Below are 1,032 nucleotides of genomic sequence, written 5' to 3'. Positions count from 1 at the left end.
TGCCGCAAGACCGCTTCGCATTCGCGAACGCGTGGCTCGCGCACTACGCCGGCGCCTGCATCGGCAAGGCCGGTGTCGATACGCTCGTCAAGGGACTGTCGCAGGAAATCCTGTCCCGCGGCGACATCACGACCCGCGTGTTGCTCCCGGAGCAGGACCTGTCGACAGGCGCGCTGAAGCTGGCGCTGATCCCCGGCGTGATCCGCCGCGTGCGCTTCGCCGACGAAAAACTGCGCGGCACATGGAAAACCGCGTTCCCGACCGGCGACGGCGAATTACTGAACCTGCGCGACCTCGAGCAAGGGATCGAGCAGATGAAGCGCGTGACGAGCCAGCACGTGTCGATGCAGATCGTCCCCACCGACATGCCGGGCGAAAGCGACGTCATCCTAGATGTGAAACGCGGCAAGCCATGGACCGTCGTCGCGTCGATCGACAACTCGGGCACGCACGCGACGGGCAAGCTGCAGGGCAACCTGTCGGTCGGCATCGACAATCCGCTCGGCCTGAACGACCTCTTCAGCATCGGCGTGAACCAGGATCTCCAGCTCGGAGACAGGGGCCTCGGCTCGCACGGCTGGAACGGTTTCTACTCGATCCCGTGGGGCTACTGGACTGCGACGCTGGCCGCGTATACGAACACCTACTATCAGCAGATCGACGGCGTGAACCAGCGGTTCGTCGCGAGCGGCAATTCGCAGACGGTCGACATGAAGCTGCATCGCGTCCTCGCGCGCAGCCAGAACGACGTGTTCGGCATGCAGGCCCGCCTGTCGCGCCGCTTCGGCCGGAGTTTCATCGAAGACTCCGAGATTTCGCGGCAGCGCAGAAACAACACGTTCGTCGAGTTCGGCCTGACCGACCGCCACTACTTCGGTGGCGCCCAGTTCGACGGCACGCTCGCCTATCGTCAGGGCATCGGCGCGTTCGGCGCGCAAGACGATCTCCCCGCTGCCGGTGGCGGTCCGACGTACCGCTACAAGATGGCCGTGCTCGACGCGAACCTGTCGGTGCCGTTCGCGATCGCACGGC

Annotated in this window: 1 protein-coding gene; it reads left to right on the top strand. The window is 65.2% G+C overall.

What is annotated here, in order from left to right; genetic code table 11:
• A partial coding sequence (locus LIG30_RS00415) for a ShlB/FhaC/HecB family hemolysin secretion/activation protein (RefSeq protein WP_038708676.1) occupies window positions 1–1,032 on the top strand: 1,032 nt, incomplete at both ends.

This window comes from Burkholderia sp. lig30 (assembly GCF_000687455.2).
Taxonomy (GTDB): domain Bacteria; phylum Pseudomonadota; class Gammaproteobacteria; order Burkholderiales; family Burkholderiaceae; genus Burkholderia.
Note: the sequence above shows the minus strand (reverse complement) of the source record. Positions and strands in the feature narration are given on the sequence as shown.